We start from the raw sequence: 6072 nt of genomic DNA on the forward strand, positions 1-6072 counted from the left end.
GCACGCGTGGTTCTTATGCGTATTTAACTAATAGCGCGCCGTCCGCGAGCGCGGGTCAGAACCACCGTGCCGCCGGCAAGGAGGAGCAGAGTGGCTGCTCCGATTGCACCGCTGGTTTCACTTCCGGTTTCGGGAAGTTTCCGCTGGGTTGCGAGCTGCTTTGCCGCCGGCTTTTGTGCCTTTTCGGGCGACGACGGCGCAGCTGGGGCCGCGGGTGCCTTACCCGGTTGCGCCGGCTGACCCGGCTTCATTTCCGGTTTCGCAGCGGGTGCGTCGGGCTTCTTCTCCGGCATGCCGGGTTTCACCCCGGGGGCACCCGGCTTATCGGAAGGCATATCGGGCTTGGCTTCCGGCTTGCCGGGCTGACCCGGCTTAGGTGCCGGTGCATCCGGTTTCGGTGTCGGAGCCTGCTGGCGCGCGGTGTCGAGTTCCCGCTCAGCAGCGTGCAAGGCCACGGTAGCCTCGCCAAGCTTATGCTTAGCGTTATCCTGTGCGGCCCGGGCTTGCTGAGCCGTTGCCCGCGCGGTGGTTACAGCCTTGGTTGCCTGCTCGTGCGCAACTCGCGCCTTTTCCACCGCTTCATGTGCCACTCGTGCTTCTTCAGCCAAACGCTGCAATTCGGTTAGGCGTTCGTCGTACTTATGGGCTTCCTCAACTAGACGTGCAAGCTCAGCCTGCTTTTCGGCAGCCATGTTCTGGGCCTGCTGCAAGGTTTGCGAGGTGTTCTTTTCGTTGGCCTCGGCAGTGCTCAGATTTCCCTCAGCGGTTTGCACATCCTGCTGCGCTTGAGTCACGGCTGTAACCGCGGCCTTCACGTTATCTTTCGCCTCAGCCAGCTTCTTCTCCGCATCTGCCCAGGTTGGCTTCAGCTCTTCCACGCGTTCTTTGAGGCCGCTGAGTTTCCGTGCCGCTTCCGCGTGCTGCTCTCCAGCGCTATTACGATTGCCTTGCGCGGTCTTCACTTTTGCTTCCTGCGAGGCGTTGTTTTTCTCAGCCTCGGCAGTCACCTCAGCTAATTTCTGCTGGGCCGTTTGTGAGGCTTGCTGCGCTTGCGCCGCCGCGGTATCAGCTTGCTGCGCGGCGAGTTTCGCCTGGATAGCATCTGCTTTTTTACGGTTAATTTCCGCGGTGAGATTCGTGGTTATCTGCCTAATATCATGTAGCTTTTGTTTCGCCTTTTTATTTTCGGCAACGGCGGTATCGTACTCACCCTGTTTCGCCTGCTGCTTGGCAATAGCCTCATCGCGCACTTTAACTGAGCCGTCGTATTTATCCTTGGCAGCATTGTAGAGTTTTTGTTTTTCAGTAACCTGCGCCTGGAATTGTTGCAGCTCTGCTTGATGCTCCTTAAGGCGCGCTCGCAAGGTGGGCTTTGCCGAATCTGGAGCGGTCCTAAGTGCTTGCTCTACATTCCTAATTTCCCCTTGTTTCGCAGTTACTTTATTTTGCGCGCCATCAAACTCTTTTTTCGCATCATCCATCGGAGACTTGAGCTTGTCAGCAGCATCCTTCTTTTGCTCAGCGTCCTTCTTTAGCGAGTCAAGTTCACCCTTTAACCGATCTTCTTCTTTGCTGGCCTTTTCAGCCTTATCATTCAGTTCGTCATGCTCGGTAATGGCTTTCTGTAATTTGTCCTCCGCTGCATCTTGCGCTTCTTGGGCGCGCTGAGCTTCCTGCTGCTTGGTCTGCTGTTCGGTCGCCTTCTGCTCGGCGAGTTTCTTAGCTTCGCCCGCTTTCCCCGCTTCAGCATCGACCCTAGCTTTTTCAGCCTTGAGCACTTCATCGCGTTTCTCTTCGGCCTTGCGCAGCGCTTCCTTAGCAGCGTCCAGCTTGGTTTGCGCGTCCGTTTCCGCTTTGGTGAGATCCTCAACTTCCTTATTAAGACGCTCCTGATCCGCCTTGGTAGCTGCCTCCACTTCCTCGGCGCGAGTCAGTGCTTGACCGGCGGTCTCCACCGCAGCTTCTTTTGCTTGTTTCAGCTTCCGCTGCTCACCGAGTTCCTCACGTGCACGCCGCAGCTCATCGGCAGCTTCCTTGTGCTTAGTTTCCGCGGTAGCGGCCTTATCGGCAAAATCCTGCGCTTGAGTCTGCACATTCTGCAATTTACCCTTGGCTGCCTTGCCAGCTTCTTTTACCTCGTCAACAGCCTTCTGCGCGGCCTCGTGTTCCTTCTGCGCGGTGGCGAGTTTTTCTTCCGCGGCCTTGGTGGTGGAAGCAGCGGCAGTAGCGGATTCCTCTGCCTTCTTTAGCTCATCTTGCGCGGCAGAGTTCTTCTTGGTGAGATCATTGAGTTCCATCTGGCGTTTCTGGACTTCGGCCTGCGCCGCAGCAACATTCCGCTCAGCCTCTTCAACACTCAGCGAGCCGCGCGCAGCATCCGCCACGGAAGCATCAACCGGCCCGGAAACGGGCTGCGCCTGCGCAGCACCGGTGGGGAGCAGGGCAACGGCCACCCCAGCAGTCAGGGCGGTAGCGACAACGCGATGGTTCTGGGACCTCATCGGTTTCCTTTCAAGGAGCACAATACTTATAGAGACTGACATTCTTTGCCGGTCCAAAATTTTACAGAGACTAGTTAAGGAGATAAAAGCCAAATTCGGCTCGGAATTTTCTGGGATTTTCCAGGGAAACGCACCGCATTTTCAACATGCTATGCTTTTTGGCCCGCAAATAAACGACTCGCAGGTTAATTGCCATCAATTATACAAGCCCGTATTTTTATCACTTCAACCACCATTCGGGCCTTCCGACCTATGCCGCCTGCCCGAAACATCTCATTTTATGGCGCAGCTTACTTCCAAGCCGTAAATTGGCGGCGGCGCAACTCCTCCCACAGGATAGGTGGCACCCAGCGGGCGCTGCGTCGTCGTACTAAAACCTCAATCTTGCGGTAAGTATACGGAAAAGTAGCGGGACGTAACGATCAGCAGCCGCTAACCACATTTCCCGCTTCTAGTAGTGGTACCGACACGCAACAATAATTATCGAATCGTCACTGACCTTATACACCAAACGGTGCTCGTCGGTGATACGGCGCGACCAGTACCCTTCGTAGTTATACCTCAACGGCTCGGGCTTCCCTATGCCCCCATGGCCGTTGCGTGAAATATCCTTGAGTAGCGCGTTGACTTTTTTCACTATCTTGCGGTCGTGGATCTGCCACCATAGGTAGTCTTCCCATGCGTCATCATCCCAGACAAACGGCATAAACACCTACTCGCCATCGTCGAATAACGGGTGCTCAGTCCCTCCGCCTGCTTCGATACGTTCAATCGCTTCAATAAGGCGACGAGCATTTCGCGGTGAGCGCATGAGGTAGGCAGTTTCCCGCATGGAATTGTAGTCATCAAGCGAAACAATGACCGCAGACTCATGACCGTTGCGGGTAATGATAACCGGTTCACAGTCATCAACCACAGACTGCAGAACTTCCGCGTAATTTGCCCGCGATTCAGAATAGCTCATTGTTCTCATCACGCACCTCCGTACAGAAAAGTGTACCTACAATATCTCTTCCTCCACTACTCAGTTCACGTCTTACCAAGCACTACACACCAAGATCGCAAAAGGACGAAAGAAGGGGTTATTTTCCAGACCCTAACTCCGTAGAATGAGAGTCGTGCAACGTTGCGCAATCCGAGCACCGCGCCGGCGATCCGCGAAGGAAAACCTCATGAAACGATTTGCTCCCGCAGCCCTGGCCCTCGCGAGCGTCTTCGCGCTAGCGCTTGCCGGATGCACGAATTCTGGAGGTTCGGCCGCAGCACCCGATTCCAGCGCGGCGGCCGCACCCTCCACAGACCACGCCCCCGCACCGGAGTTCGCGGCGCTGGCCAGCTCAAACCTGGCGCTCCCCGATTACCTCGCGCGGGCGGTCCGCGACGGCGACGGCACCTACCCCGGGAAAGAACCCGCCCGGGTCACCGCGCCCTTCACCAACGGCACCGCACTCCTCTACGACACCGAGCGCGGCACCCCCGCCCGCGAGCCCGTCACCGCGGGCGCCACCCCGAGCGGAAACCTCTTCGAGATCCGGATGGACGATCTAGGCGCCACCACCCTGGGCGGGGTACCCGTGCGGGGCGTCGTTTTTAGAAGCAGTATCCGCCACGCAGAACCTGAAGAAGCGCCGGAAACTCCGTCGGTCACCTTCGCGTGGTACGACGGCGCCAACCGGCCCATCGCCCAGATCATGCCCGAGGATTACCGGCATGGCAGCGCGCATGCTCCCCGAATCGAAGTGACGGATATGCAGCCAGATCAGATCTCCCTGAGCTGGGCGCCGCTGGATAGTTTCGGTGGGCAGGCCAGCGTACGCGGACGTTTCACGTGGAACGGAAACGAGTGGGTTCAGGATCAGGTCGAGTACACGCTGGCCGATGGCCGCGTCGTCGTACAACCAAAAGATGCCGAGCTGGAAGCGCTCGCGACGGCGGAGAAAGCACAGGAGGCCGGAATGCCCACCGAGCTGGCCGGGCGCGTGTTCACGGCAGAGACTCGGATCGCCGGGTGTTCGCTGCGCGGGCCGGATTCGATCACGTACTTCCCCTACGCCTCGTTTATTGCGGATAACCGGGCGAATGCCGCAGTGGCCGACGCGCAAGCCGCGAGTGGCGAGCGCGGGCGCTCCGGGTACTGGATCGGGGAGCCCACGGAAACCACACCGACCACGGCGACCGATATTCTGTGTGCACTGGAGGGAAATGAGTTCGCCGTTCTGGGCGGAAACCGCCGCGAAGCCGCTCAGCTGGTTCCCGAAACTCCGACTAAGCGTTTTGATTCCTACCTGGTGGTGGAGGGTAACCCGGCCGGCGAAGCGCGGTTGAAGGAAATCGTTGCTGCGGAGAATCCGCGATAAAAATATCGCCAACCTCCATCGGAATCATGAGGGGCAACGGAACACCTTGTGGTCGGTAAAACCCGGAAAGTACACTAACGCTATTTAAGTCGCACATCATTGACTAGCGTAAGTCGCCTTCAGTAGACTATGCTCATGACGAAGAGGAAAGACGTGATTGCAGCCATTCGTGCTCACGCTAAAGCTAGTGGGCTTGAGTTCACGAGCCTCGAGGATGCAAATCACACTCGCGTGTGGGTCGGCAGCAATTACACAACTATTCCTCGGCATAAGGAAATGCCTGATGCGTTCGCACGGAAAATCCTCAAGCAGATCGGAGTTGAATCGTGAGCACATATACTGCACGCGCTACCCGAGATGAAGGTTGGTGGGTAGTTGAGGTAGACGAAGTACCGGGACTGTTCACCCAAGCTCGTCGCCTTGATCAAATTCTCGATATGGTGCGTGACGCCCTTGCCCTCTTCCCGGAGGTTGAAGGCGATCCCGACGCTGCCACTATTGATGTGATCCCCTGCGGGAAAGAAGCCCAACAAGCTCGCGCAGCTTTTGATCTACACGAACAAGCAACTAAAGATATGGAAACGGCAACACGCGTAATGGCCAGCACTGCCCAAACCCTTTCACAAGAAGGACTTTCCTACCGCGATATTGGCAGCCTTCTGGGAATCTCTTTCCAGCACGCCCATAAACTTGCAACCGCATAACCGAGCAGGTCGCCCCCCAGGCAGACATGGCGAAGGCCGGGGGTCCACGCTCCCCCGGCCTTCTCACGACTCTCGCGCTAGAACCGAGGATGGAATGGGAACCATCCGGGTTCATCTTGGCTGCGACTGAGCCTGTCCCCGGGAGATAACCAGTCTCCCGGCAGCGGAACGGGTCCACGCCCCCCGTTGCTTTCCGCTGACATGTTCTATATAACCGGACCTTCCCTAAAATACCATGCACCAAGACTGGGATTTCCCTGGGAATTTGGGGGCGGCGCAGAGAGCATTGCACGCCTGCCGAAACACGAGTGGATTTGAATTGAACATAAACGCCACCCGGAAGGTTTGCGTCGCTTTCTTAGATAGTTCATCGAATACCTTTAGGTTGCGTCCGTTAGTGTGGTGTATCTGTATCCCGCGGTGATCCTCGTGTCGGTATACACAAAGGCGACCATCGCGGGTACCTTTCGAATCAACTCCTACCTATCCTCGAAAGGAGATACCCCGCAA

General features: G+C 57.0%; 5 protein-coding genes. 2 read left to right on the plus strand and 3 right to left on the minus strand.

Features of this window, described 5'->3' with window-relative positions; translation table 11 throughout:
* Positions 1-23: 23 nt before the first annotated feature.
* The 3 genes from DDD64_RS06705 to DDD64_RS06715 form a co-directional block, all read right to left on the minus strand.
* Positions 24-2501: an LPXTG cell wall anchor domain-containing protein gene (locus DDD64_RS06705; protein WP_164545947.1), complete on the minus strand. Its 2478-nt coding sequence runs from the start codon at positions 2499-2501 to the stop codon at positions 24-26.
* A 451-nt stretch (positions 2502-2952) separates the two neighbouring features.
* Positions 2953-3207 carry a Txe/YoeB family addiction module toxin gene (locus DDD64_RS06710; protein WP_126135622.1) on the minus strand — a complete coding sequence of 85 codons (255 nt, stop codon included), beginning with the start codon at positions 3205-3207 and terminating at the stop codon, positions 2953-2955.
* A 6-nt stretch (positions 3208-3213) separates the two neighbouring features.
* On the minus strand, positions 3214-3465 hold the full coding sequence (locus DDD64_RS06715; protein ID WP_456151693.1) for a type II toxin-antitoxin system Phd/YefM family antitoxin: 252 nt from the start codon (positions 3463-3465) through the stop codon (positions 3214-3216).
* A gap of 208 nt (positions 3466-3673) precedes the next feature.
* On the opposite strand from DDD64_RS06715, the gene DDD64_RS06720 reads away from it, so the two are divergent.
* Positions 3674-4858 carry a hypothetical protein gene (locus DDD64_RS06720; protein ID WP_126135624.1) on the plus strand — a complete coding sequence of 395 codons (1185 nt, stop codon included), beginning with the start codon at positions 3674-3676 and terminating at the stop codon, positions 4856-4858.
* Between the two features lie 326 nt (positions 4859-5184).
* Positions 5185-5562, plus strand: a complete 378-nt coding sequence (locus DDD64_RS06730; RefSeq protein WP_126135626.1) for a type II toxin-antitoxin system HicB family antitoxin — start codon at positions 5185-5187, stop codon at positions 5560-5562.
* The last annotated feature ends 510 nt before the right edge of the window (positions 5563-6072 follow it).

This window comes from Actinotignum sanguinis, assembly GCF_003957255.1.
In the GTDB taxonomy this organism is placed as follows: Bacteria; Actinomycetota; Actinomycetes; order Actinomycetales; family Actinomycetaceae; genus Actinotignum; species Actinotignum sanguinis.